Below are 23,782 nucleotides of genomic sequence, written 5' to 3'. Positions count from 1 at the left end.
AAATGCCATGGAGCCGGCTCCCCCGCCGCCCTCCGCGCCGCCCCCGGCGGCTCAGCCAACGCCGGAAGCCACCGGCCCGCAGCACTCGCCGCTGGCCCGAGTGGGGCTGATTTGCTTCACGCTGCTGGTCGTGTACGCCAGCCTGTACCCGTTCTCGGGCTGGGTCGACAACGGCGTTTCGCCGTTTGCCTTCCTGAGCGCGCCCAAGCCGCGCTACATCACCGACTTCGACCTGCTGACCAATGTGCTGGGGTACTTCCCGTTCGGTGCGCTGGTGGTGCTGTCGCTGCATCCGCGCATGTCGGGCGGGCGCGCCACGCTGGTGGCGCTTGTGGCCGGGACGCTGCTGGCGGCCTGCATGGAGGCCTTCCAGACCTGGCTGCCAAGCCGCATCTCTTCCAATATCGACCTGATCACCAATGCGCTGGGCGCGCTGCTGGGCGGCGCGGTGGTGGCGCCGTTCACCCGGGCCCTGATCGACGACGGGCGCCTGACGCGCCTGCGCCATGCGTGGTTCGAGCCGCACGCCAGCTTTGCCATCATCCTGCTGCTGCTGTGGCCGTTTGCGCAGGTGTTTCCGCAAGAGCACCTGTTCGGCATGGGCGGCATCGTGCGCGAATGGCTGACCGACCCGGAGTCCTGGCCGATGCAGGCGCTGCAGATGGTGTTCCCGCAGCTTGAGGCCTGGCAGGACCATATCGGCCTGCGGCCCGAGGACATGCAGAGCCAGCAGTTGCTGGAATCGCTGGTGACCGCCAGCAGCTGGGTCGGCACCGGCCTGTTCGCCTCGATCGCGATGCGCCGCAGCGCGCCGATGCTGCGCATCCTGGCCGGCCTGCTGGCGGCGGCGCTGCTGCTCAAGGCCACCGCGGCCGAACTGCAGTTTCCGTCCGAGAACGCTTTTGTCTGGCTGTCCGAGGGCGGGCGCTTTGCCTTGCTGACCAGTTCGCTGGTGCTGGCGCTGCTGCTGTACCTGCCGCGCTGGCTGCGCGCGGTGCTGGCGATGGTGGCACTGATCGTGCTGGTGGTGCTGACCAATGTGCTGCCATCCAACCCCTATGCGTGGATCTCGGAGCAAGGCTGGCGCATGGGCCGCTTCATCCACTTCAACAGCCTGGCGCAATGGCTGGGCTGGCTGTGGCCGTTCCTGGCATTCTGCTATGTGATCTGGCGCTTCGAACAGGTCAGCCTGCGCCGCCATGCCAGGAAAAAAGCCGCGGCGCGCCGTGAGGCGGCCGCGGCCGGTACGCAGGAATAGCGCTGACGGGGCCTAGTGCAACTGCCCGCCTTGCTCGCGCACATCGGCGCGGGTCGACAACGCCGTCGCCACCGCCGCGCGCAATCCCTTCACCAGCGTTTCCTGCGCCAGGCTGGGCTGGCCCGGATGGCGCGCCGCCTGCTCGGGCAGGTAGGGGATATGGATAAAGCCGCCGCGCACGTCGCCATCCGGCTGCTGCGACAGCCGGTGCATCAACCCGTAGAAGACATGGTTGCAGACGAAGGTGCCGGCGGTCTGCGACACCGAGGCCGGCACGCCCGCCGCGCGCATGTCGCGCACCATCGCCTTGATCGGCAGCGTGGCAAAGTAGGCGGCCGGGCCGCCCGCGACGATGGCGGTATCGATCGGCTGGGCGCCGGCGTTGTCGGCAATGCGCGCATCGTCGACATTGATCGCCACGCGCTCCACCGACATCTCGGCGCGCCCGCCGGCCTGGCCCACGGCAATCACCAGCGCGGGCCGCAGCACGTCGACCAGCTCGCCGATGGTATCGATCGCCGCGCCGAACACGCACGGCAGCTGCCGCGCCACGATCACCGCGTCGCCCACGCGCTCGCCGTCGAGCGCGCGCACTGCCTCCCATGAGGGATTGATCGGTTCATTCTCGAACGGCTCGAAGCCGGTCAGCAGCACGGTACGCATGGCGAGGCTCCGCAGTTACATCAGGAAGTACAGCAGCGCGATATTGGCCACCAGGATCGCCAGCGCGGTCGGCACCTGCGCGCGGATCACGGCGTTCTTGTCGTCGAGTTCCAGCAGCGCCGCCGGCACGATATTGAAGTTGGCCGCCATCGGCGTCATCAGCGTGCCGCAATAGCCCGAGAACATGCCGATCGCCGCCATCACCGCCGGATTGCCGCCGAACATGCCGACCAGGATCGGCACGCCCACGCCGCCGGTCATCACCGGGAAGGCCGCGAAGCCGTTGCCCATGATCACGGTGAACAGCGCCATGCCCACGCAATAGACCGCCACCGCCACCAGCTTGTAGTCCATGTTGATATAGGCGGTGGACAGGTGCGCCACCGCCTTGCCCACGCCCGCGTCGGCGAACACCAGGCCCAGCATCGCCAGCATCTGCGGCAGCACCAGCGCCCAGCCCAGCGACTCGGTCAGCCGGCGCGACTCGCGCAGGCCCTGCGCCACGGTGTCGCGCGTGAGCCAGCACACCACCGCCAGCGAGATCAGGCAGCCGATCCCCAGCGAGACAAAGGTCACGTTCTTGGGATCGAGCAGCGGCACGCCGGCGATCTTGACGTCCTTGAACAGCATGGTGCCGATCACGGTCACCAGCGGGATCAGCAGCGCCGGGATGAACAGCCTGTTGCCCAGGCGGCGCGCGCTGGCGCGGCGTTCTTCCTCGGGCAGGCTGTGGTGCTTGCCGTGGCCGACGCCGCCGAAGCCCGCAATCAGCGCCATCACCACCGCGCCGATGCCGACCGCGGCCGGCGGCAGCCGGTCGCCGATCAGGAATACGATCGCGTACAGCAGCCAGAACAGGCCGGTGCTGAGGCGGCGCGGATGCTCGCGGTCGGCGAAGGTCATCAGCGCGGTGATCGCCAGCACCAGGCCCGCGAGCCAGTAGAGATATTCGATGGAAATGATCATGGCGGGCTCCTTACTCTGCGCTCTTGGCAGGTACGGCGGCCGCGGCGGCCTTGCCGCCCAGTTCGCGCTCGAGCCAGCGGTCCAGGCGCTTCAGGCGCACGGCGTGGATCAGGAAGGCGCAGATCGCGGTGGGGATGCCCCACACAGCAATATGCAGCGGCTCAACGTCGATGTTCGACGACAGCAGGAAGGTGTGCATCAGCGCGATCGCGCCGAAGGCCACGAAGATGTCCTCGCCAAAGAACAGGCCGACATTGTCGGTGGCGGCGCAGAACGCCAGCACGCGCTGGCGCACCGGCTCGGGCAGGTGGCCGAAGCGGTTCTCGGCCGCGCCCTCGGCCATCGGCGCCAGCAGCGGGCGCACCATCTGCGGGTGCCCGCCCAGGCTGGTCAGGCCGATCGCGGCGGTCAGCTCGCGCACGCCCAGGTAGACGATCAGCAGGCGGCCAACCGTGGCCGAGGCAATGCGCGCGATCCATGCCTGCGCATGTTCGCGCAGCCCGTGCCGCTCCAGCAGGCCGATCACGGCCAGCGGCAGCAGGATGATCAGCGGCAGGTTGCGCGCCTTGACGAAGGCGGTGCCGATCGCCGAGAAGATCTGCATCAGCGGCATCGGCGCGGCCAGCCCCGTGGCCAGCGCGGCGAGCACCACCACCAGCATGGGATTGAAGCGCAGCACGAAGCCGACAATGATGACGCCGACCCCGACAAGGGGCCAGAGATTGACTGCCTGTTCCATAAGAGACACCAAACGAGTGTGACGGAAGCGAGCGGACGGCAGCCGTGTCAGCGCACGACAGCGCCGGCCGCAGTGGATGCTGGCGGTTGAGACGGAGTGCTCAGTCGCCGGCGCGGACCGCGATGCCTTCCGCGCCCAGCCGTTCCCGGATGCGCCGCGCAAAGGCCAGCGCGTGGGCGCCGTCGCCGTGCAGACACACGGTTTCGGCTTGAATCGGTACCCAGGTGCCGTCGATGGCGCGCACGCGTTTCTCGCGCACCATGGTCAGGGTCTGGTTCAGGGCGACTTCCTCGTCCTCGTGCAGCGCGCCCGGCGTGCCGCGCTTGACCAGCGTGCCGTCGGGGTTGTAGCCGCGGTCGGCAAAGACCTCCTGCTTGACGCGCAGGCCGGCTTCCCTGGCGATATCGATCATCTGGCTGCCGGCCAGGCCGAAGAACACCAGGTCGGCATCGAAGTCGCGCACCGCGCGCACGATGGCCCGGGCCAGCGCCGGATCGCGCACGGCCTGGTTGTACAGCGCGCCATGCGGCTTGACGTGATGCAGCTCGCCGCCCTGCGCGCGCACGATCGCGTCGAGCGCGCCGATCTGGTACAGCACGTCGGCGTAGACGTGTTCCGGGTCGCGCTGCATCTCGGTGCGGCCGAAGTTCTCGCGGTCCGGGTAGCTCGGGTGCGCCCCGATCGCCACGCCGCGCTCCAGCGCCCACTTCACCGTCTGCACCATGGTGGCCGCGTCGCCCGCGTGCCAGCCGCATGCGATATTGGCCGAACTGATCAGCGCCAGCAGCGCCTCGTCGTTGGCACAGCCTTCGCCAAGGTCAGCGTTCAAATCGATCTGCATTGCCATTCTCCTGTGCGGCGCACTGCGTCGCCCGATTGATGTTGCGCGTGCGCGCCTATGCCGCCACGCGCGTGCTTGCGCGCCGCCGCGCGGCGATGGGCATGCCATCGCCCTGCCACCGCAGCGCCTGGTCGATCTGGCGCAGGTAGCGCTCCAGCTCGGCCTGCGCCGCCTCTGCCTGCGCCAGCGTCACCTGCACGAAACGCACCGGCGCACCCAGCGGCACCTGCGCCAGCCGCCACAGGTCCGCACCGATCACCACGCCGATCTTGGGGTAGCCGCCAGTGGTCTGCGCATCGGCCATCAGCGCGATCGGCTGGCCGCCCGGCGGCACCTGCATCACGCCCGGCACCACGCCATGCGACAGCAAGTCGGCGCTGCGCTCGGCGCGCCGCGCCAGCGCGGGCCCGTTCAGGCGCAGCCCCATGCGGTTGCTGTTGGGCGTGACGGTCCAGTCGGCCTGCCACAGCGCGGCCCGCGAGGCCGCGTCGAAGTCTTCATATTCAGGCCCCGGCAGCATCCGGACCGGCGTGGCCTTGCCCGCGATGCTGGCAGGCAGCGCCCACGCCGGCGCCTGCACGCCGATCCAGTCGGTCTCGGCCGCCAGCCCCGGGCGCCCCGCCGTCAGGCGGTCGCCTTCCTGCAGCGCGCGCCCGCCCAGACCGCCAAAGCCTGACTTCAGGTCGGTGCTGCGCGAGCCCATCACCGGCTCGACCTCGATGCCGCCCGCCACGCACAGGTACACGCGCGTGCCGCCGCGCGTCGACGGCAGCGTCAGCGTCTCGCCCTTGTGCACGTCAAAGGCATGCCACGACCACACCGGCACGCCGTCCAGGTTGGCGCCGCATTCGGCACCAGCCAGCGCCACGCGCATATCGGCATGGAAGCGCAGCGCGGCGCGGCCCAGCGTGAATTCAATGGCGGCACAGCCCGGCGCATTGCCGAGCAGGCGGTTGCCCACCTCCACCGCCAGCATGTCCATGGCCCCGCAACGGCCCACGCCAAAACGGCGAAAGCCGGTACGGCCCAGGTCCTGCACCGAGGCAAGCGCGCCGGGACGAATGATTTCGATCACGCGATGATTTCCTCGGCAACAAAGCGCACGGTATCGCCGGGCGCAAACAGGGACGGCGGATCCCGGTCCGCCACGAAGAGCTCGGCATCGGTGCGCCCGATCAGCTGCCAGCCGCCCGGCAGCACCGCCGGATAGATCCCGGTCTGCTCGCCGCCAATGCCGACCGACCCGGCCGGCACCGCCACCCGCGGCTCACGCCGGCGCGGCGTGGCCAGCTCCGGCGCCAGACCGCCCATATAGGCAAATCCCGGCTGGAAGCCCAGGAAGTAGACGACGTACTCGCCGGCGGCATGGCGGCGCACCACTTCCCGCGGTGTCAGCCCGGTATGGGCCGCCACATCGCCCAGGTCCGGGCCATGCTCGCCGCCGTAGCGCACCGGGATCTCCACCAGCTTGCCGGTGGCATTGCGTGCCTCGCCGGAGGCCCAGGCGAGCTTCAGGTTGCGCTCCAGCGCGTCCACATCGGCGCTGCCGTCGAAGATCACGGTCAGGTTGTTCATGCCCGGCACCACGTCCACCACCCCGCGCCAGTCCTCGGCCCGGGCAGCCATCGCCCAGATCCGGCGCTGGACTTCCAGCGATGCGGGGGGAGCCACGCTGTACAGCAGCGCCTGCTCGGCGAGTCGGTGGACGGTGCAGTTCATGAGATTCACGGTAGCGCACTTGCTACCAGTTTAGGCAGGCAAGCCGGAATGTGACGTGTTTGTATTTCATCGATAATTTATCGATGAATTCATAATATCGAAATGAGGCGAGGAGAAACAGTCAGGATTGACCCTAGGGGCGCAAGGGCCACTGCGACCGGCTGCACCATGGCCGGGCACCAAAGAAAAACGGCCGGGAAATCCCGGCCGTCTCTGCTCGATCAGTGTGCAGCGCTGTCGTTCAGGCAAACCCAGCCTGATGCGCCTGCTGGTCGGCATGGTACGAACTGCGCACCATCGCGCCCACCGCAGCGTGGGTGAAGCCCATCTTGTAAGCCTCTTCCTCGAACATCTTGAAGGTGTCGGGATGCACGTAGCGCAGCACCGGCAAGTGGTGGTTCGACGGCGCCAGGTACTGGCCGATGGTCAGCATGTCGATATCGTGGGCGCGCATGTCGCGCATGACTTCGAGGATTTCCTCGTCGGTCTCGCCCAGGCCCACCATCAGGCCGGACTTGGTCGGCACGTTGGGGTTGCGGCGCTTGAATTCCTGCAGCAGCTTGAGCGAGTGCTCATAGTCCGCGCCCGGGCGCGCCTGCTTGTACAGCCGCGGCACGGTTTCCATGTTGTGATTCATCACGTCCGGCGGGCAAGCCTGCAGGATGTCCAGCGCCTTGTCCAGGCGGCCACGGAAGTCGGGCACCAGCACTTCGATGCGCGTGGCGGGCGACAACTCGCGCGTCTGCGAGATGCAGTCGACATAGTGCTGGGCGCCGCCGTCGCGCAGGTCGTCGCGGTCGACGCTGGTGATCACGACGTAGTTCAGCTTGAGCTGGGCGATGGTGCGGGCCAGGTTGCCCGGCTCGTTCACATCCAGCGGATCGGGGCGGCCGTGGCCGACGTCGCAGAACGGGCAGCGGCGCGTGCACTTGTCGCCCATGATCATGAAGGTCGCGGTGCCCTTGCCGAAGCATTCACCGATGTTGGGGCAGCTCGCTTCCTCGCACACCGTCACCAGGTTGTTGGCACGCAAGATGTCCTTGATCTCGTAGAAGCGTGAGCTGCCGGTGGCGGCCTTGACGCGGATCCAGTCCGGCTTCTTGAGCTTTTCGGCCGGCACGATCTTGATGGGGATGCGTGCGGTCTTGTCGGCCGACTTCTGCTTGCGGGTCGGGTCATACTGCTCCGCGGGGGACTGCGGGGCTTCGCTGGAAGTGGCGATCAGGGCGTCGCTCATACATTTCTCCGCACGCGCTCAGCGTGCATTTCGCTTTTGACTAGGAGGCCAGGGCCGTCTCACCCGGCTGCTTCGCTTCAGCCGGGGCGGCAGTTCCTTCGGCAGCCAGCGCGCGGGCTTCGTGCGCTGCCAGCACCTCGCACAATGCTGCCGCCAGGCGCAGTGCGATTTCCGGTTGTTGTGCCGCGGTCACGGGCAAGGGGGCGCCGTTGGCATCCGCCGCCGCGAAGGTGGCGCCTGCGCTGGCCATGTCGACTGTTTCCAGCCCGGCATAGCCGCAGGGATTGATGCGCAGGAACGGCGACAGGTCCATCTGCACGTTGAGGCTGACGCCGTGGTAGCTGCAGCCGTTGCGGATCTTGAGGCCGAGCGCGGCAATCTTGGCGCCCTGGTGCGGCCCGTCGGACAAATAGATGCCGGGGGCGCCGGGCTTGCGTTCGGCTGCGAGATTATACGCCGCGAGCGTGTCCAGCACCGCCTGCTCGATGCCGTGCACCAGTTCGCGCACCATCAGGCGGCGGCGGCGCAGATCGAGCAGCAAATAGGCCACGACCTGGCCGGGACCGTGATATGTGATCTGCCCGCCACGATCGATCTGCACGACGGGAATCTGGTCGTCCGGGGCGAGCAGGTGTGCGGGATCGCCCGCCTGGCCCAGCGTGTAGACCGGCGGATGCTCGACCAGCCAGACCTGGTCGGGCGTCTCGGGCGTGCGTGCGGCGGTGAAGGCGCGCATCGCGTCGAAACACGGCTGATAGTCCTCGCGGCCGCGTTCGATGACTTGAATCGGATGCATGGCGAGAGTGTAACGAAAAGGGCCGGCTTGCGCCGGCCCTGCCTCGGTCACTTGTGCTGCCCGCTCAGGGCGTGGACCGGCGGGAATCGTCCGATGCGTCACGCGACCAGACCAGGCGCAGATGCCCGCGGCTGCGGTGTGATGCGGACGATGCCCCGCCGGCCTTCGCCTCAGGATGCAGTGACCTGGTCCTGGTTAGGCGTCCACTCCGTGCCTCGAACCAGACGGCGCAGGCTGCGATATACCAGGTGCGGCACATCAGCCAGCGCCAGCGCCGGGCGGCGGGCTTCCGCGATCAGGGCGAGGCGCACCGGGTGCAGCGCACGCGGGTCAACGCTCAGCACCACCTCGTCACCCGAGCGCAGCAGCAGGCTGCCGCCACAACGCAGCCAGTAGTCCTCTGAATCTTTCTCGCGGGTCAGCCATACGTCAGCGCCGCGGGCCTCTTCGACATGCAGGCGCTGGGCAGCATGCACCGACAGCGTGGTGACTTCGCCAGGATTCAGGGTGAACACGGTCGTTGTGAGCACGGTTTTCATGGTGGTTCTCCGTTCAGCCGGCCTCGGCGGGGATACGCCAAACCCAGTACGAATTCGCGGCGGGGTACCGGAACTGGCCCGGCAAGGGGACCAGGCCAGTTAAATCCTCTGAATATCGCCGTGAAGTAAATGACTACTGCGGGGGCCGGTGATGGAATATTAGTGATTGCCCGGCCACTATCAAAACGATATATTTTCTTTGTTCTTGTTAGACAAACTCACATACACACGACCGCCTGGAGACCACCATGGCATGGAAGAGCGCCTGGGAAAAGGACCTGCCGCGCGGCTGGCACCGCGAGCTGCCGCGCCTGCCGGCGCTGACCGCGCTGCGCGCCTTCGAGGCCGCGGCGCGGCACGAGAGCTTTTCGCGCGCGGCCACGGAGCTGTTTGTCACGCACGGCGCGGTCAGCCACCAGATCCGCGCGCTGGAAGACGAACTGGGCATGCCGCTGTTCGAGCGCCACGGCAAGCGTGTCGCGCTGACGCCGTCGGGGCGCCTCTATGCCGAGCGCGTGCGTGACGCGCTGCTGCAGATCGCCGATGCCACGCGCGCGCTGCAGGCCGGCAACCGCGACAAGCGCCTGACCATCAGCACCATGCCGTCGTTTGCCGCGCGCTGGCTGACGCCGCGCATCGGCAGCTTTATCGAGCGCCACCCGGAGCTGGATGTCGAGCTGCTGTCGTCGAACACGCTGGTCAACTTTGCGCATGAGGAAGTCGATATCGCGCTGCGCATGGGCAGCGGCGACTATCCCGGCCTGTATGTGGAGCGGCTGCTGGACGACGTCTTCTTCCCGGTCTGCAGCCCCGGCTTCAATGGCGGCCGCCTGCCCGAGCGGCCGCAGGACATGGCGGGGCTGCCGCTGCTGCGCGGCGAGGGCGATCCGTGGAAGCCGTGGTTCGAGGCCGCCGGGCTGGACTGGCCCGAGCCGCGCAAGGGCCTGCTGCTGGAAGATTCCTCGCTGCTGCTGCAGGCCGCGTCCGAAGGCCAGGGCATTGCGCTGATCCGCTCCTCGCTGGCCTACAACGACCTGCTGGCCGGGCGCGTGGTGCGGCTGTTCGATGTCAGCATCCCCTGTCCATGGCTGCTGTACTTCGTATGCGCCCCGGGCTCATTGAACCTGCCCAAGGTGCAGGCGTTCCGCGGCTGGCTGCTGCCCGAGATCGAGCGCTTCCGCGAGGTGCTGGCGCAGTGGGAGTGAACTAGTCTTCCGACGCTTCGCCGGAGTCAGCAGGATCGGCGGCTGCGTCCGCCGCCGGCCTGGCGCGCGCCCGGCCGGCCCGCGGATGGGCCTTGTCGTAGACCTTCGCCAGATGCTGGAAATCGAGCGCGGTATAGACCTGCGTGGTCGAAATGCTGGCATGGCCCAGCATCTCCTGCACCGCGCGCAGGTCCCCCGACGACTGCAGCACGTGGGTGGCAAATGAGTGCCTCAGCATATGGGGATGCACATCGGCCGGCACGCCGGCGCGCAGCGCCTGTTGCTTGAGCCGCAACTGCACCGTGCGCATCGACAGGCGCCGCCCGCGCGGGCCGAGGAACAAGGCGTGGGCATCTTCCGGCAAGGCGCCTGGGCGCAGCAGCGTGTCGCGCACCGCCAGCCAGGCACGCAGCGCCTCGATGGCCTTGCTGCCGACCGGCACCGAGCGCTGGCGCGAACCCTTGCCGGTCACGGTGACTTCCGCTCCGGCCAGGTCGAGCCAGCCGCTGGAGCGGTAGCCGTCGGCATCGGCATAGCGCAGGTCCAGCTGCACCAGCTCGGACAGCCGCAGCCCGCTTGAATAGAACAGCTCATGGACCGCTTGGTCGCGCAGTGCCTGGGCATCCGTGCCGGCAGGATGCGCGACCAGTGCCACCGCATGTTCGACCGACAAGGCCTTGGGCAGTGCGTGGCCAGAGCGCGGCGCGCGCACGCCGTCGACCGGGTTCACCGTGACGCCATGGCCGTGGCGCGCCGCCCACTGGAAGAAACCGCGCCAGGCCGACAAGGTGCGCGCGATGCTGGTGCCGACCAGCCCGGCGCCATGCAGCCGCGCGGCAAAGTTGCGGATATGGTGGGTCTGCAGTGCCAGCAGGGCCACGCCGGGTGCATAACGCGCCGCGTGCCCCTGCAGCACGCGCAGGTCGCGGCTGTAGCTGGTCAGCGTGTGCTCGGCCAGCTTGCGGCTGCCGCGCAGCCAGTCCAGGTAGCGTGTGACCAGCGGCTCGGGTGCCGGCGGCGGGCCGTCGCTGGCAGGAGCGATATCCGCAACCACGCTGCGGGGCGGCCGGCGTGCAGTCATGGCGTCAGGCGTGGGCCGCCGCGCCTCAGTCGCGCAGCCGGTGCAGCGCGGCGCCGGCGACTTCGCCGATCTGCGACAGGTAGGCGGTGCCCATGCCTTCGTGGAAACGGCGCGGATCGGGCGAGCCCAGCACCAGCAGGCCAAAGGCTGCGCCGCGCACGTCGGCACCGGCCTCGGCATCGCCGGCACGCACCGGCACGCGCAGCGTCACCATCGCCAGCGAGGTGATATCGTCGCGCTCCAGCAGCCCCGCGGCCTCGAAGCCGCCGTTGCTGCCGCAGTACGGCGCACGCAGGCCTTCGGCAAAGATGCGCAGGTCTTCGCTGGCGCCCTGCGCCACTTCCATATGGACGTATTGCTCGGCGACATCCCACAGCCTGAGCGCCACCGCCGGCACATCGAACACCTGCTGCAGGCCGTCCTGCACTGCATAGGGCAGCGCGTGCGAATCGGCTTCGGCCAGCAGGCGCAGCTGCCAGGCATGCATGCGTTGCTGGGTGCGGTCGTTGTCATGGCCGTGGCGGACCAGGTCCGCCAGGCGCAGCTCCAGGCCCTTGTTCTTCTCGCGCAGGATTTCCATCTGGCGTTCCTGCAGCGACACGGCGCGGTGGCTGTGCGGGCTGGTCAGCTGCACCGCGGCCAGCAGCTCGGCGTGTTCTTCGAAGAATTCGGGGTGGCTCTGCAGGTAGGCGGCAACGTCTTGGGCGTTCATGGGGCGTGGACCGGTAGAGGTAAAGTGGGTGGCAGTTTAGCAAAGGGGACCGGCGGCACAGCCGCGGCCCCCTTTTTACGCAGGCTGCGCTACGTCTGGATCAGCCGCTTCTGCCGCGAAATGCTCATCAGAATGCCGATGCCCGCGCCCAGCGTCACCAGTGCGGTGCCGCCATAGCTCATCAGCGGCAGCGGCACGCCCACCACCGGCAGGATGCCGCTGACCATGCCCATGTTGACGAAGGCATAGGTGAAGAAAATCAGCGTGATCGATCCCGCCAGCAGCCGCGAGAACAGCGTCGGCGCATTGGCCGCGATAAACAGGCCGCGAAAGATCAGCAGCAGGTACAGCACCAGCAGCACCGCATTGCCGATCAGGCCGAACTCTTCCGAGTACACCGCGAAGATAAAGTCGGTGTGCTTTTCCGGGATGAATTCCAGGTGCGTCTGCGTGCCCTTGAGCCAGCCCTTGCCCTCGACCCCGCCGGAGCCGATGGCGATGATCGACTGGATCGTGTGGAAGCCCTTGCCGAGCGGATCGCTGGTCGGGTCCAGCAGCGTGCAGACGCGGTGCTGCTGGTAGTCGTGCAGCACCGGCCAGTTCACGCCCGGCGCGCACATATCGTTCTGGAACGTGATCAGCAGCGTGATCGCCACCACCAGCAGCCCCAGCAGCGGCAGGATCAGCCGCCACGACAGGCCGGCGAAGTAGATCACGTACACGCCCGCGGCCATCACCAGCAGTGCCGTGCCCAGGTCAGGCTGCTTGGCGATCAGGCCGACCGGGATCAGCAGCAGCCCCAGCGCCACCACGAAGTCGAACCACTTGATCACGCCCTCGCGCTTCTGGAAATACCAGGCCAGCATCAGCGGCATCGAGATCTTCATGATCTCGGACGGCTGGATCACCATGCCGACATAGAGCCAGCGGCGCGCGCCCTTGCGGATCAGGCCGAACATGGCCACCGCGATCAGCAGCGCCACTCCGACCGTGTAGATCGGCACCGCCACCCGCATCAGCGTCTGCGTAGGCAGGTAGGCGATCACGATCATCACCACATAAGACAGCAGGATATTGCGCAGCTGATCCTCAACCCGGCCCGGCATGTCGATGGCGGCCGAGTACAGCGCCACGATGCCAGTGGCGAACAGCAGGAAGACGATCAGCGAGAGTGGTTTGTCAAAACCGGTCAGCGCGGTCTTGATCAGGGACAGGACGCGGCGTCGATCCATGCGCGTCTCCTTCAGCGAGTGGCGTCGGCACCGCTGGCTGCCTTGGCAGCCACGGGCTTGACGCGTGGTTTGGGCGCGGGCGCCTTGGCCGGCACGACCGGCGCGGAAGCCGGCGGCGGCACCTTCGGCTTGCTGTGGCCCAGCGCCTGCAGCATGCGTTCATCCAGCGTCTGCACGGCCGAGGCCGGTGCGATCGCGGCCGGGTCCAGCGCCGCCGCGATCGCGTCAGACGCCCCGGCATGCGCGCCCGACGCCGCGGCGACCTCGCTGGCGGCCGCGCCGCTGGCCGGCGCGCTGCCGCTCGACATCACCGTGGCGCTGGCAATGCTGGCGGTCTGGCCGGTGGTGAACACGCTCGGCGTTGCCACCGGCGGGCGGCCCGCCATGCGCTCGGCTTCCGGCGGCGCGATGGCTTCCAGCTCCGCCGGCCATTTGCCGGTCAGGTAGTAGTCCATCACCTTGCGCGCGATCGGCGCGGCCACCGCGGCGCCGAAGCCGGCGTTCTCGACGATCAGCGCAATCGCGATCCTGGGGTTGTCCGCGGGCGCGAAGGCCGTGTACAGCGAGTGGTCGCGCTTGCGCTCGTCCAGCGCGTGGTGGTTGTACTTCTCGCCCTTGGCCAGGCTGTAGGTCTGCGCCGTGCCGGTCTTGCCCGCCGATTCGTAGGCGGCGCCGGCGAACACGCGCGCGGCCGTGCCGGAATGCGTCACCGCCACCATGGCGCGCTTGATCACGTTGATGTCGGCCTGCTTGAGCGGGATCGTGTAGCTTTCCTTGGGCACGGTCAGCGTGCGCTTGCGCGTGACCGCATCCTCCACGGCCTTGACCAGGTGGGGCTTCATCACCTTGCCGTCGTTGACGATGACCGAGGTGGCCTGCGCCAGCTGCAGGATGGTGAAGCTGTTGTAGCCCTGGCCGATGCCCAGCGAGATGGTCTCGCCGTCGTACCACTTCTGCTGCTCGGGCTTGCGGTACGCCTTGCGCTTCCAGTCGGTCGACGGCAGGATGCCGCGGCTTTCGCCCTCGATGTCGATGCCCGTGATCTGGCCGAAGCCCAGCGGCTTCATGAAGTCATGGATGCCGTTGACGCCCATGTCGCGCGCCAGCGCGTAGTAGTAGGTGTCGCACGAATGCACGATCGAGCTGTGCATGTCGACCCAGCCATGGCCGCCCGGCTTGTCGTCGCGGAAGGTATGGTTGCCCAGCGTGAAGAAGCCGGGGTCGGACATGCCCCAGGCCGCGGTGCGCTTGCCGGTGGTCAGCGCGGCCAGCGCCATGAACGGCTTGTAGGTCGAGCCCGGCGGGTAGGTGCCGCGCAGCGGGCGGTTCAGCAGTGGCTTGTCGGGCGAGTTGTTGAGCTCGTTCCAGGTATTGGTGTCGATGCCCTCGACGAACAGGTTGGGGTCGTAGGTCGGCTTGGAGACAAAGGCCAGGATGTCGCCGGTGGACGGCTCGATCGCCACCAGTGCGCCGCGGCGGTTGCCGTAGAGTGCCTCGGCCAGCTGCTGCAGGCGGATGTCCAGCGACAGGATCAGGTTGTTGCCCGGCGTGGCGGGTGAGGTCGAAAGCGTGCGGATGGGGCGCCCGCCCGCGCTCACTTCCACTTCCTCGAAGCCGGTCAGGCCGTGCAGCTCGCTCTCGTAGCTCTGCTCCAGGCCGATCTTGCCGATGTAGTTGGTGCCCTTGTAGTTGTCGGCGTCCTTGCGCGGATCGTATTTGGCGCCGTCGGCATCGTTGGCCTCGTCCATGGCCTCGATGCGTTCCTGGTCGCGCTGCGAGATGCGGCCCAGGTAGCCGATCACGTGCGAAGCCGACTCGCCCAGCGGGTACTGCCGGAACAGCCGCGCGCGCACATCCACGCCCGGGAAGCGGAAGCGCTGCGCGGAGAAGCGCGCCACTTCCTCGTCGCTCAGCTGGCTGCGGATCGGCAGGCTTTCAAAGCTGCGCGACTCTTCCATCAGCCGCTTGAAGCGGCGCCGGTCGCGCGGCTGGATATCCACCAGCGCCGACAGGCCTTCGATGGTGTTGTCCAGCGTATCGCCCAGCTTGGACGGCGTGATCTCCAGCGTGTACGCGGAATAATTGCGCGCCAGCACGATCCCGTTGCGGTCCATGATGATGCCGCGGTTGGGCTCGATCGGCGCCACCGAGATGCGATTGTCCTCGGCCTTGGCCGAGTACTGGTCATGCTTGTACCACTGCAGCCACAGGAAGCGCGTGAACAGCAGGCCAAAGCAGATCACCGTGAACAGGGCCGCGGCCGCCACGCGGATGCGGAAGCGGCCGATTTCCAGTTCGACGTTGCGGATTTCGGTCATGGTACTGCGTTGGCCAGGGATGAGCGTTTAGGTGCAGTCAGGTGCGTGCGGCGTCAGATCGGACGCGTCTCGTCGACATCGCTCGAACGGCGCTGCGGCGCCAGCAGCAGGCTGGTGGCCAGCGGCCACAGCAGCGCCTCGATCGCCGGTGCCAGCAGCAGTTGCCAGCCCGGCAGCGGCGCACCCATGGCCAGCCGGATCAGCACCGGCACCGCGTGCACGACGAACAGCAGCGGCAGCACGTGCAGCGCCTGGGTATAGACGGTGAACCACAGCACGCGGCGGTGGATGGTGATGGCGAAGTAGGCCAGCAGAGTGTAGGCCAGTGCGTGCTCGCCCAGCAGCCGGGCATCGTGCACGTCCATCAGCAGGCCCAGCAGGAAGGCCACGCCCATGCCCACCTTGCGCGGCTGGTGGATGTTCCAGAACACCAGCACCAGCGCCACCATGTCGGGGACCCACAGCGTGGTGCCCCAGGGCATCAGGTTGAACAGGAACGCCAGCACGAAGCTGAAGGCGATAAAGGCGGGATTGACCGGCCGCAGCAGGTATTGGGGATTGGTCACCGTGGTGCCTCCTTGGCGGGTGCGGCCTTGGCAGCCGCTGCGCTATCGGCGGCAGCGCGTGCCGCAGCGGACTTGGCGCCCTTGACCGGCGCCTCCGGCTTGGCCTCGACCGTTTCCCGCGCGGGAATGGCTGCGTCGTAGCGCACCACCAGCAGCAGGCGGTGCGCGCGCACGCCGGCCACCGGCTCGCAGTACACGCGCGAGAACGCGGTATCGGCCTTGCGCTCGATATGGACGATCTTTGCCACCGGCAGGCCCGGCGGGTAGGTGCCGTCCAGGCCCGAGGTCACCAGCAGGTCGCCCTGCTGCAGGTCGGCGGCGGCGGCCATGAAGCGCAGGTCCAGCTGGCCCGCGCGCGCGCCGCCGAAGGCCACGCTGCGCAGCCCGTTGCGCACCACCTGCACGGGGATGGCCTGGTCCTTGTCGGTGAGCAGCGTCACCTCGGACTGGAACGGCGACACGCGCGTGACCTGCCCCACCACGCCGCGCTCGTCGATCACCGGGTAGCCGGCGCGCAGGCCGTGCTGGCTGCCCTTGTCGATCACGATACGCTGGGTGTAGGGATCGCGCGCGTCATACAGGATCTCGGCGGCCGTCACCGGCGTGGCCGACTGCTGCGCCAGCCCGAGCAGCTTGCGCAGCTGGTTGTTCTCGGACTCCAGCTGCGCCTGGCGCACCGAGGCCTGGGCCTGCTGCACGGCGTTCTGGCGCAGTTCGCGGTTTTCGGTGGCGAGCATCGCCGACGACTGCGCATAGTCGAACATCGTGCGCAGTGCGTCGCGCGGCGTCAGCACCAGGCGTTCGACCGGCATCAGCACGGTGGCGGCAACCTGCCGGCCCACGCTGAGCGCGTCGAAACGGGCATCGACCACCAGCAGCGCCAGCGCGATACCCACGTACAGGACCAGCCTGGCGACAGCCGAGGTGCCTTGCTTGAAGAGCGGCGGAGGGGAGTAATCCATTTACCCGAACAAAGGCCAAAGCCCACGCGGAAACGCCCCGCCGCCCGCCGTGCCACGCCCGGGTCCCTTGCGGGGACGGGAGCGGCACGGCCGGGCGGCGGGAACTGCCAGGGCCCGGCCCCGGCGGATGAGGCGCCGCGACGCCGCCCTGATCGCTGGATCCGGCAGGCCGCGCATCGCCACGTGAGCGTCCTTCTTACTCGTAGGAGAAGATGCTGCCGAGCTTGTCCATGCGTTCCAGCGCCATGCCGGAACCGCGCACCACGCAGGTCAGCGGGTCTTCGGCCACCAGCACCGGCAGGCCGGTTTCTTCCGCCAGCAGGCGGTCCAGGTCGCGCAGCAGCGCGCCGCCGCCGGTCAGCATCATGCCGCGTTCGGCGATGTCGGCGCCCAGTTCGGGCGGGGTCTGTTCCAGCGCGATCTTCACCGCCGAAACGATCTGGTTCAGCGGATCGGTAAGGGCTTCGAGGATTTCATTGGACGACACGGTGAAGGCGCGCGGGATGCCTTCGGACAGATTGCGGCCCTTGACTTCCATCTCGCGGACTTCGGAGCCCGGGAAGGCCGAGCCGATTTCCTTCTTGATCGCTTCGGCGGTCTGTTCGCCGATCAGCATGCCGTAGTTGCGGCGGATGTAGTTGACGATGGCCTCGTCGAACTTGTCGCCGCCCACGCGCACCGAACCCTTGTAGACCATGCCACCCAGCGAGATGATGCCCACCTCGGTGGTGCCGCCGCCGATATCCACCACCATCGAGCCCGACGGCTCGGACACCGGCAGGCCGGCGCCGATCGCGGCCGACATCGGCTCCTCGATCAGGTAGACCTGGCTGGCACCGGCGCCCAGCGCCGATTCGCGGATGGCGCGGCGCTCGACCTGGGTCGAGCCGCACGGCACGCAGATGATGATGCGCGGGCTCGGGCGCAGCAGCTTGCTGTCGTGCACCATCTTGATGAATTGCTTGAGCATCTGCTCGGTGACGGTGAAGTCGGCGATCACGCCGTCCTTCATCGGGCGGATCGCCTCGATATTGCCCGGCACCTTGCCCAGCATCTGCTTGGCTTCCTTGCCCACCGCCGTGATGGTCTTCTTGGCGTTGGGGCCGCCTTCCTGGCGGATCGCGACGACCGAGGGCTCGTCCAGCACGATGCCCTTGTCGCGCATGTAGATCAGCGTGTTGGCGGTGCCGAGGTCGATCGCCAGGTCGTTGGAGAAGTAGCTGCGGAGAAATCCGAACATCAGGAATCCTGTCTGTGGTGGTGTTCGCGGGTAGGCGAAGCGGCCGGCACCGCGAACGGCCCGGCCACGAAATACGTTGTGTTGAATACGGAATGGTTCCCGGCTTCCCGGTCCGCCCGCCGTCCGGCACGGGGCTGCCCGGGCCGGGATGGAATGGAATGGGAACGGCAATCGCCGGCGCACCGCGCGCGCCGGCCCTACGGGAACCTTTGATTAGACCCCGCGGAAAAGTTCGCGGAAATGTGCAGGCACCGGCGCACCATATCGAATCACTGCGACATGCGCTGGCCGGCTGCAGAGGCCTAATCAGAGGACCCAGGTCCGCCCTTCGGGCGCCTGTGGATGCCAGGCGCAAGCGCGCCGGCCAGCGGCCGGCTTGCGGCCATGTGGCGTAAGCGTTGCCAAGGGTCGGTAACTCGCAATGATACCTTATAATTCCTGCTGCTTCGGGCGTTTACAGCCTGAAAATACCTGTAATTCCGACGACTCCGGGGCGCCACTCCGGCGCCCCCGGTCAGGCCACGGGCCGTGCGACGCAGCCGCCCCATGAGCCAGCCGCCGGCGCAGCCCGCGCCCCCGCATCCGAGCATCCGAACCACCACGCCATGGCCCTCGCTCTATCCGACGTCAAGCGCATCGCCCACCTGGCCCGCATCGAAATCAGCGATGACGAGGCCGCCCAGACGCTTGCGCAGCTGAACAACTTTTTCTCGCTGGTCGAGCAGATGCAGGCGGTCGACACCACCGGTATCGAGCCGCTGGCCCACCCGCTGTCAGCCGTGCGCGACATGGTCCAGCGCCTGCGCGAGGACGTGGTCACCGAATCCGACCGCCGTGCCGACTACCAGCGCCCCGCGCCGGCCACCGAAGACGGCCTGTACCTGGTGCCCAAGGTCATCGAATGACCGCCGCCCGGCCCGGACCCGACGCACCTGTGCATGCCTGTCCGGCGCCGGCCACCCGCCAGTACGCCACCCCCTGATGCCAACCGACTGTCATGCCCTTTTCCGCTGATTCCGTGACCTCCCTGCGCCAGCTAGCCGATGCGCTGGCCGCGCGCTCCGTCTCCGCCGAGGAACTCGCACGCGAGTACCTGGCCCGCATCGAGCAGGCTGCCGCGCTCAACGCGTTTATCCACGTCGATGCCGAGCGGACCCTGGCGCAGGCGCGCGCCGCCGATGAACGCCGCGCCCGCGGCGAGGCCGCGCCGCTGACCGGCGTGCCGATCGCGCACAAGGACGTGTTCGTCACGCGCGGCTGGCGTGCCACCGCCGGCTCGAAGATGCTGGCCAACTATGAAAGCCCGTTCGACGCCACCGTGGTCGAACGCATGGCCGCGGCCGGCATGGTCACGCTGGGCAAGACCAATATGGACGAGTTCGCGATGGGCTCGTCCAACGAGAACTCGCATTTCGGCCCGGTGCGCAACCCCTGGGACACCAGCCGCGTGCCCGGCGGCTCGTCGGGCGGCTCGGCCGCGGCCGTGGCCGCCGGCCTGGCCCCCGCCGCCACCGGCACCGACACCGGCGGCTCGATCCGCCAGCCGTCGTCGTTCTCGGGCATCACCGGCATCAAGCCGACCTACGGCCGCGTATCGCGCTACGGCATGATCGCCTTCGCCTCGTCGCTGGACCAGGCCGGCCCGATGGCCCATAGCGCCGAAGACTGCGCGCTGCTGCTCAACGCCATGGCCGGCTTCGACCCCAGGGACTCCACCAGCATCACGCCCGCGCAGGGCGGCGTGGACGAGGACTACACCCGCCTGCTGGGCCAGCCGCGCGCCGGCGCCACTACCGAGCGCCCGCTCGCCGGCCTGCGCATCGGCCTGCCGAAGGAATACTTCGGCAAGGGCCTGTCGGCCGACGTCGAGCAGGCCGTGCGCGCCGCGCTGGCCGAGTATGAAAAGCTGGGCGCCACGCTGGTCGAGGTGACGCTGCCAAAGACCGAGCTGTCGATCCCGGTGTACTACGTGATCGCGCCGGCCGAGGCCTCGTCCAACCTGTCGCGCTTTGACGGCGTACGCTACGGCCACCGCGCGGCCGAATACCGCGACCTGCTCGACATGTACAAGAAGAGCCGCGCCGAAGGCTTCGGCGCCGAGGTCAAGCGCCGCATCATGGTCGGCACCTATGTGCTGTCGCATGGCTACTACGACGCCTACTACCTGCAGGCGCAGAAGATCCGCCGCATCATCGCCGACGACTTCCAGCGTGCCTTCGCCCAGTGCGACGTGATCATGGGGCCGGTGGCGCCGACGGTGGCGTGGAAACTGGGCGAGAAGACCTCGGACCCGGTGCAGATGTACCTGGCCGATATCTTCACGCTGTCGACCAGCCTGGCCGGCCTGCCCGGCATGAGCGTGCCGTGCGGCTTTGGCGAGGCCGGCATGCCGGTGGGCCTGCAGCTGATCGGCAACTACTTCGACGAGGCGCGCCTGCTGCAGACCGCGCACGCGTTCCAGCAGGCGACCGACTGGCACCTGCGCCGTCCGGGCAAGGCATGAACATGACCGCGCGCTCCTCGCTGACCCTGCGCCTGATGGCCGCGGCCGCGCTCGCCGCGGCGGTGGCCGGCTGCATCCCGCTGCCGGGCGGGCTGGGCCGGCCCGCTCCAATCGCCAGCCGCGACATCGACCTGGCCGGCGACTGCCGCCGCACCGAGGAAGACGGCTTCCGCGAAGACGCCCAGCTGCGCGTGTCGGACAACAGCGTGCAGCAGCTGTCGTGGAAGCTGTGGGTAGGCAAGCGCGGCTCGTGCAGCTTCAACCTGGCGGACTTCCGCCAGGTCCAGAAGAAGCCGCATATCGAGCTGCGCGCCAATGACGGCAGCGGCTGCAAGCTGATGGTCTGGCAGGACCCGCGCCGCGTTACGCTGGCGCACGCCAACTGCCAGCAGCGCTGCACCCCCGGCGTCTACGAAGAAGCCTGGCCCGTGATGTTCGAGCCGGGCAGCGGCGCCTGCGCCCGCACGCGCTGAAGCCACCGAAGCCGGCCATGACCCACGCACCCGCCACCCCGCAACGCTCACCGCGCACCGCCCGTCCGGCGGTGGCGGTGCTGCGCGCCGCGGTGGCACTGGGACTGGGCGCATGGCTGGCCGGCGCATCCGCGCATACACCGGAACTGCCCGCGCCCGCGCTGGCGCAGCCGGCGCCGCTGACGCCCGCCGGCGTGCTGGCGCCGAATGCGGTGAGCCGGGCCGCGCCAGGATCCGCGGCCACGGCACCCGTGCCGGCGCAGCGTGTCCAGCTGCGCGGCGATGCGGCCACGCCCGCGCTCACCGCCTACTGGTTCCTGCCGCGCGAGGGCGCCACCCCGCGCGCGCTGCCGGTGGTGGTGGCGTTGCACGGCTGCGGCGGCCTGCTGTCCGCGCGCCCCGCGCGCGCGAGCGCGGCGGGTGCCGCCGGAACCGCCCAGGCGGACGTTTCCGGACTGCTGCAGCAACGCTACCGCGAATACGCGCACTGGCTGAACGAGCGCGGCTATGCCGTGCTGATGCCGGACAGCTTCAGCGCGCGCGGCAGGCCCCACGGCATCTGCTCCGAACCCATCGACGCGCGCGGCATCGACGACCGCACGCGCCGCGCCGATGCGCTGGCCGCGCTGCGCTGGGTGGCGCAGCAGCCGGCGGTCGACACCGCGCGTATCGTGCTGCTGGGCTGGTCCAACGGCGCGCAGGCGGTGCTGGCTACCGTCGATGCCAGCCGCCCGTGGCCGGCCGGCACGCCCCAGGTGGAGCGCGCGGTGGCGTTCTACCCGGGCTGCAGGCGCGCCGTGCAGCAGCACAACTTCCGCCTGCGCGCGCCTATGCTGCTGATGATCGGCGGCGCCGACGACTGGACGCCCGCCACCCGCTGCGCCATGCTGCAAAGCGCGGTGCTGGCGCGCCAGCCGGGCGCGCGCTTCCGGCTGGAGATCTACCCCGGCGCCTATCACGGCTTTGACGGCACCAGCGAGCTGCATATGCGCCGCGACGTACCGGCGGGCATGCGCAAGACCCAGGGCGTCACCGTCGGCGGCGATGCGGTGGCCCGCGTCGCCGCGCTGGCCCAGCTCGACTCATGGCTTGCCAGCCCCGACCCCTGAGGGCCGGGGCAAGACCAGACTGAACCCCGGGGCGGCTGCGCCGCTCCACCGCAACAGACAGAACCGAAAGAACCGAACAGGAATACCGCCATGCAATGGGAAGTGGTGATCGGCCTCGAAACGCACGCTCAGCTTTCGACGGCCTCCAAGATTTTTTCCGGCACCTCCACCGCCTTCGGGGCCGAGGCCAACACGCAGGCCTCGCCGGTGGACCTGGCGCTGCCGGGCGTGCTGCCGGTGCTCAACAAGGGCGCGGTCGAGCGCGCCATCCAGTTCGGCCTGGCGATCGGCGCCACCATTTCGCCGCGCAGCGTCTTTGCGCGCAAGAACTACTTCTACCCCGACCTGCCCAAGGGCTACCAGATCAGCCAGTATGAGATCCCGGTGGTACAGGGCGGCACCATCACCATCCAGGTCGAAGGCAAGAAGGGCGAGTTCTACGAAAAGACCGTCAACCTGACCCGCGCCCACCTGGAAGAAGACGCGGGCAAGTCCCTGCACGAAGACTTTGCCGGCATGACCGGCATCGACCTGAACCGCGCCGGCACCCCGCTGCTGGAAATCGTCACCGAGCCCGACATGCGCAGCGCCGCCGAAGCCGTGGCCTATGCCAAGGCGCTGCACTCGCTGGTGGTGTGGCTGGGCATCTGCGATGGCAACATGCAGGAAGGCAGCTTCCGCTGCGACGCCAACGTGTCGGTGCGCCCGCTCGGCCAGAAGGAATTCGGCACCCGCCGCGAAATCAAGAACCTGAATTCGTTCCGATTCCTGCAGCAGGCCATCGAGTACGAAGTGCAGTGGCAGATCGCCGAGATCGAGGACGGCCGCAAGATCCAGCAGGCCACCGTGCTGTTCGACCCGGAAACGGGCGAAACGCGCGCCATGCGCACCAAGGAAGACGCGCACGATTACCGCTACTTCCCAGACCCCGACCTGATGCCGCTGGAAATCGACGCGAGCTGGGTCGAGCGCGTGCGCGGCGAGCTGCCGGAACTGCCGGTGGCGATGCAGGCGCGCTTTGTCTCGCAGTACGGCCTGTCGGCCTATGACGCCACCACGCTGACCGCGACCAAGGCCTTCGCCGCCTACTACGAGGCCGTGGTGGCCGACGCCGGCGCCGCCAACGCCAAGCCCGCGGCCAACTGGCTGATGGGCGATGTGGCCTCGCAGCTGAACCGCGAAGGCATCGCCATCGACGCCGCACCGGTCACGCCGGCGCAACTGGCCAGGCTGCTCGCGCGCATCGCCGACGGCACGGTATCGAACAACACCGCCAAGAAGGACGTGTTCCCGGCGATGTGGGCCGGCGAGCACGGCGGCGATGCCGACGCCATCATCGCGGCCAAGGGCCTGAAGCAGATGTCCGACACCGGCGAGCTGGAGAAGATCATCGACGACGTGCTGGCCGCCAACGCCAGGTCGGTCGAGGAATTCCGCGCGGGCAAGGAGAAGGCGTTCAATGCGCTGGTCGGGCAGGCGATGAAGGCGACCAAGGGCAAGGCCAATCCGGCGCAGGTGAATGAGCTGCTGAAGAAGAAGCTGGGGTAAGGGCTGGCTGACAGGGCCAGCGAACCGCTGCGGCAGGCGTATCCTACTGGCCTGCTCTAAAAGTCAGGAGATCCC

At 68.4% G+C, this 23,782-nt stretch carries 23 protein-coding genes; 7 read left to right on the top strand and 16 right to left on the bottom strand.

Translation table 11 applies throughout. The features are described 5' to 3' along the window. Positions 1-7: 7 nt before the first annotated feature. Positions 8-1,258: a VanZ family protein gene (locus AC1Q6V_RS00585; RefSeq protein WP_454751131.1), complete on the top strand. Its 1,251-nt coding sequence runs from the start codon at positions 8-10 to the stop codon at positions 1,256-1,258. Between the two features lie 12 nt (positions 1,259-1,270). Here AC1Q6V_RS00585 and pcp read toward each other — a convergent pair whose 3' ends face one another. The 9 genes from pcp to AC1Q6V_RS00540 form a co-directional block, all read right to left on the bottom strand. Continuing rightward, positions 1,271-1,921: a pyroglutamyl-peptidase I gene (pcp, locus tag AC1Q6V_RS00580; RefSeq protein ID WP_010811495.1), complete on the bottom strand. Its 651-nt coding sequence runs from the start codon at positions 1,919-1,921 to the stop codon at positions 1,271-1,273. Between the two features lie 15 nt (positions 1,922-1,936). Then, positions 1,937-2,887 (bottom strand): DUF979 domain-containing protein, encoded by a 951-nt coding sequence (locus AC1Q6V_RS00575; protein WP_010811494.1) that lies wholly within the window; start codon positions 2,885-2,887, stop codon positions 1,937-1,939. Between the two features lie 10 nt (positions 2,888-2,897). Next, positions 2,898-3,626, bottom strand: coding sequence for a DUF969 domain-containing protein (locus AC1Q6V_RS00570; RefSeq protein WP_010811493.1), 729 nt, complete (start codon positions 3,624-3,626; stop codon positions 2,898-2,900). Positions 3,627-3,726: 100 nt separating this feature from the next. Further along, complete coding sequence (gene pxpA, locus AC1Q6V_RS00565) at positions 3,727-4,467, bottom strand: 5-oxoprolinase subunit PxpA (RefSeq protein ID WP_010811492.1); 741 nt, start codon at positions 4,465-4,467, stop codon at positions 3,727-3,729. Positions 4,468-4,522: 55 nt separating this feature from the next. Next, a complete protein-coding gene (locus AC1Q6V_RS00560; RefSeq protein WP_011614361.1) occupies positions 4,523-5,542 on the bottom strand; it encodes a 5-oxoprolinase subunit C family protein in 1,020 nt (339 codons plus the stop codon). Continuing rightward, positions 5,539-6,186: a 5-oxoprolinase subunit PxpB gene (gene pxpB, locus AC1Q6V_RS00555; RefSeq protein ID WP_010811490.1), complete on the bottom strand. Its 648-nt coding sequence runs from the start codon at positions 6,184-6,186 to the stop codon at positions 5,539-5,541. Before pxpB ends, AC1Q6V_RS00560 begins: the two co-directional genes overlap by 4 nt. A 241-nt stretch (positions 6,187-6,427) precedes the next feature. After that, on the bottom strand, positions 6,428-7,423 hold the full coding sequence (gene lipA, locus AC1Q6V_RS00550) for a lipoyl synthase (protein WP_010811489.1): 996 nt from the start codon (positions 7,421-7,423) through the stop codon (positions 6,428-6,430). 40 nt (positions 7,424-7,463) lie between these two features. Next, positions 7,464-8,219 carry a lipoyl(octanoyl) transferase LipB gene (lipB, locus tag AC1Q6V_RS00545; protein ID WP_010811488.1) on the bottom strand — a complete coding sequence of 252 codons (756 nt, stop codon included), beginning with the start codon at positions 8,217-8,219 and terminating at the stop codon, positions 7,464-7,466. Between the two features lie 170 nt (positions 8,220-8,389). After that, on the bottom strand, positions 8,390-8,758 hold the full coding sequence (locus AC1Q6V_RS00540; protein WP_010811487.1) for a DUF2917 domain-containing protein: 369 nt from the start codon (positions 8,756-8,758) through the stop codon (positions 8,390-8,392). A gap of 248 nt (positions 8,759-9,006) precedes the next feature. Between AC1Q6V_RS00540 and AC1Q6V_RS00535 the strand changes: the two genes are divergently transcribed. Next, the gene (locus AC1Q6V_RS00535) at positions 9,007-9,963 is read left to right on the top strand and encodes a transcriptional regulator GcvA (protein ID WP_010811486.1); all 957 of its coding nucleotides are present in this window, start codon (positions 9,007-9,009) and stop codon (positions 9,961-9,963) included. Between the two features lies 1 nt (position 9,964). Here the strand turns inward: AC1Q6V_RS00535 and AC1Q6V_RS00530 are convergent, their stop codons facing one another. From AC1Q6V_RS00530 to AC1Q6V_RS00500, 7 genes are all read right to left on the bottom strand, one after another. Then, entirely contained in the window at positions 9,965-11,044 is a 1,080-nt protein-coding gene (locus AC1Q6V_RS00530; protein WP_010811485.1) for a tyrosine recombinase XerC, read from the bottom strand. A 25-nt stretch (positions 11,045-11,069) separates the two neighbouring features. Further along, positions 11,070-11,756: a DUF484 family protein gene (locus AC1Q6V_RS00525; RefSeq protein ID WP_010811484.1), complete on the bottom strand. Its 687-nt coding sequence runs from the start codon at positions 11,754-11,756 to the stop codon at positions 11,070-11,072. A gap of 89 nt (positions 11,757-11,845) precedes the next feature. Then, positions 11,846-12,988, bottom strand: a complete 1,143-nt coding sequence (gene rodA / locus AC1Q6V_RS00520; protein ID WP_010811483.1) for a rod shape-determining protein RodA — start codon at positions 12,986-12,988, stop codon at positions 11,846-11,848. An 11-nt stretch (positions 12,989-12,999) separates the two neighbouring features. Beyond that, positions 13,000-15,306: a penicillin-binding protein 2 gene (gene mrdA / locus AC1Q6V_RS00515; protein ID WP_011614359.1), complete on the bottom strand. Its 2,307-nt coding sequence runs from the start codon at positions 15,304-15,306 to the stop codon at positions 13,000-13,002. Between the two features lie 53 nt (positions 15,307-15,359). Then, the gene (gene mreD, locus AC1Q6V_RS00510) at positions 15,360-15,872 is read right to left on the bottom strand and encodes a rod shape-determining protein MreD (RefSeq protein WP_010811481.1); all 513 of its coding nucleotides are present in this window, start codon (positions 15,870-15,872) and stop codon (positions 15,360-15,362) included. Then, complete coding sequence (mreC, locus tag AC1Q6V_RS00505; RefSeq protein ID WP_010811480.1) at positions 15,869-16,834, bottom strand: rod shape-determining protein MreC; 966 nt, start codon at positions 16,832-16,834, stop codon at positions 15,869-15,871. The genes mreD and mreC overlap by 4 nt, the downstream gene beginning before the upstream one ends. Before the next feature lie 196 nt (positions 16,835-17,030). Continuing rightward, entirely contained in the window at positions 17,031-18,074 is a 1,044-nt protein-coding gene (locus tag AC1Q6V_RS00500) for a rod shape-determining protein (RefSeq protein WP_008648066.1), read from the bottom strand. Between the two features lie 605 nt (positions 18,075-18,679). Here AC1Q6V_RS00500 and gatC point away from each other — a divergent pair. The 5 genes from gatC (at position 18,680) to gatB (ending at position 23,707) form a co-directional block, all read left to right on the top strand. Then, positions 18,680-18,979, top strand: a complete 300-nt coding sequence (gene gatC, locus AC1Q6V_RS00495) for an Asp-tRNA(Asn)/Glu-tRNA(Gln) amidotransferase subunit GatC (protein ID WP_010811479.1) — start codon at positions 18,680-18,682, stop codon at positions 18,977-18,979. Positions 18,980-19,071: 92 nt separating this feature from the next. After that, positions 19,072-20,577, top strand: coding sequence for an Asp-tRNA(Asn)/Glu-tRNA(Gln) amidotransferase subunit GatA (gatA, locus tag AC1Q6V_RS00490; RefSeq protein WP_010811478.1), 1,506 nt, complete (start codon positions 19,072-19,074; stop codon positions 20,575-20,577). Then, positions 20,574-21,050 (top strand): hypothetical protein, encoded by a 477-nt coding sequence (locus AC1Q6V_RS00485; RefSeq protein ID WP_010811477.1) that lies wholly within the window; start codon positions 20,574-20,576, stop codon positions 21,048-21,050. Before gatA ends, AC1Q6V_RS00485 begins: the two co-directional genes overlap by 4 nt. 17 nt (positions 21,051-21,067) lie before the next feature. Beyond that, entirely contained in the window at positions 21,068-22,159 is a 1,092-nt protein-coding gene (locus AC1Q6V_RS00480; protein WP_010811476.1) for a dienelactone hydrolase family protein, read from the top strand. A 90-nt stretch (positions 22,160-22,249) separates the two neighbouring features. After that, the gene (gene gatB, locus AC1Q6V_RS00475) at positions 22,250-23,707 is read left to right on the top strand and encodes an Asp-tRNA(Asn)/Glu-tRNA(Gln) amidotransferase subunit GatB (protein ID WP_010811475.1); all 1,458 of its coding nucleotides are present in this window, start codon (positions 22,250-22,252) and stop codon (positions 23,705-23,707) included. Positions 23,708-23,782 lie beyond the last annotated feature (75 nt).

The organism is Cupriavidus sp. GW823-FHT07B10 (genome assembly GCF_058794355.1).
The sequence above is the reverse complement of the archived record's forward strand: the minus strand, read 5'-3'. Positions and strand labels throughout refer to the sequence as shown.

Bases quoted from the DNA above. Each gene is read 5' to 3' on its own strand.
- AC1Q6V_RS00585 (WP_454751131.1), top strand. From the start codon at position 8: ATGGAGCCGGCTCCCCCGCCGCCCTCCGCGCCGCCCCCGGCGGCTCAG.
- pcp (WP_010811495.1), bottom strand. From the start codon at position 1,921: ATGCGTACCGTGCTGCTGACCGGCTTCGAGCCGTTCGAGAATGAACCG.
- AC1Q6V_RS00575 (WP_010811494.1), bottom strand. From the start codon at position 2,887: ATGATCATTTCCATCGAATATCTCTACTGGCTCGCGGGCCTGGTGCTG.
- AC1Q6V_RS00570 (WP_010811493.1), bottom strand. From the start codon at position 3,626: ATGGAACAGGCAGTCAATCTCTGGCCCCTTGTCGGGGTCGGCGTCATC.
- pxpA (WP_010811492.1), bottom strand. From the start codon at position 4,467: ATGCAGATCGATTTGAACGCTGACCTTGGCGAAGGCTGTGCCAACGAC.
- pxpB (WP_010811490.1), bottom strand. From the start codon at position 6,186: ATGAACTGCACCGTCCACCGACTCGCCGAGCAGGCGCTGCTGTACAGC.
- lipA (WP_010811489.1), bottom strand. From the start codon at position 7,423: ATGAGCGACGCCCTGATCGCCACTTCCAGCGAAGCCCCGCAGTCCCCC.
- lipB (WP_010811488.1), bottom strand. From the start codon at position 8,219: ATGCATCCGATTCAAGTCATCGAACGCGGCCGCGAGGACTATCAGCCG.
- AC1Q6V_RS00540 (WP_010811487.1), bottom strand. From the start codon at position 8,758: ATGAAAACCGTGCTCACAACGACCGTGTTCACCCTGAATCCTGGCGAA.
- AC1Q6V_RS00535 (WP_010811486.1), top strand. From the start codon at position 9,007: ATGGCATGGAAGAGCGCCTGGGAAAAGGACCTGCCGCGCGGCTGGCAC.
- AC1Q6V_RS00530 (WP_010811485.1), bottom strand. From the start codon at position 11,044: ATGACTGCACGCCGGCCGCCCCGCAGCGTGGTTGCGGATATCGCTCCT.
- AC1Q6V_RS00525 (WP_010811484.1), bottom strand. From the start codon at position 11,756: ATGAACGCCCAAGACGTTGCCGCCTACCTGCAGAGCCACCCCGAATTC.
- rodA (WP_010811483.1), bottom strand. From the start codon at position 12,988: ATGGATCGACGCCGCGTCCTGTCCCTGATCAAGACCGCGCTGACCGGT.
- mrdA (WP_011614359.1), bottom strand. From the start codon at position 15,306: ATGACCGAAATCCGCAACGTCGAACTGGAAATCGGCCGCTTCCGCATC.
- mreC (WP_010811480.1), bottom strand. From the start codon at position 16,834: ATGGATTACTCCCCTCCGCCGCTCTTCAAGCAAGGCACCTCGGCTGTC.
- AC1Q6V_RS00500 (WP_008648066.1), bottom strand. From the start codon at position 18,074: ATGTTCGGATTTCTCCGCAGCTACTTCTCCAACGACCTGGCGATCGAC.
- gatC (WP_010811479.1), top strand. From the start codon at position 18,680: ATGGCCCTCGCTCTATCCGACGTCAAGCGCATCGCCCACCTGGCCCGC.
- gatA (WP_010811478.1), top strand. From the start codon at position 19,072: ATGCCCTTTTCCGCTGATTCCGTGACCTCCCTGCGCCAGCTAGCCGAT.
- AC1Q6V_RS00485 (WP_010811477.1), top strand. From the start codon at position 20,574: ATGAACATGACCGCGCGCTCCTCGCTGACCCTGCGCCTGATGGCCGCG.
- AC1Q6V_RS00480 (WP_010811476.1), top strand. From the start codon at position 21,068: ATGACCCACGCACCCGCCACCCCGCAACGCTCACCGCGCACCGCCCGT.
- gatB (WP_010811475.1), top strand. From the start codon at position 22,250: ATGCAATGGGAAGTGGTGATCGGCCTCGAAACGCACGCTCAGCTTTCG.